This is a genomic window from Pedobacter sp. PF22-3 (assembly GCF_026239555.1).
Classification (GTDB): domain Bacteria; phylum Bacteroidota; class Bacteroidia; order Sphingobacteriales; family Sphingobacteriaceae; genus Pedobacter.
Genome location: NZ_JAPIVP010000054.1, coordinates 1 through 530 on the forward strand (window position 1 = coordinate 1; position 530 = coordinate 530).

General features: G+C 41.7%; 1 protein-coding gene. It reads left to right on the forward strand.

Annotated features, from left to right (window positions below; all coding sequences use genetic code 11):
- Nucleotides 1-87: 87 nt before the first annotated feature.
- Nucleotides 88-530, forward strand: a 443-nt coding sequence (locus OQX63_RS23290) for a hypothetical protein (RefSeq protein ID WP_265853176.1), incomplete at its 3' end; no start/stop codon positions are given.

Sequence of the window (530 nt, forward strand, 5' to 3'; positions counted from 1 at the left end):
AAAAAAGAAATGCTGCAAAACTTTGATAAACAATGTTTTGCAGCAAGGTAATATTCACTTAAATTAGTGTTGACCAATATTACTGCCGTGAAAATAATAAATTCAGATCCAATATCCTCTTTCGGAGGCATAAATTTTGTTTTTGACTACCTGAACAGATTAGGGATAGATAAGCTCTGCCATTCACATCTGCCCTGCGTTGCTGCCCAGAGCAGGTATTCCTGGAAAGATGTTTTCTACTCTCTCAAATCTGTCTTTCTCTGTGGTGGCGATAGCATCGAAGATCTCCATACCCACTTAAAAAGTCATTTTATCGACAACCCCTATGTTAGACTGGCAAGCCCTGATACTGTCCTGAGAAGGCTCTCCGGGCTTACCGAACAAACAAAAACCTGTGTAACCAAGCGGGGGGTAGCTACACATCAATATTGTACCAACCGGACACTTGAAAACTTCAACCTGGAAGTCCTGAAAAAGATCGGGGTTCTTGATTCCCGGGAACTTACCCTGGATTATGACAACACGATCAT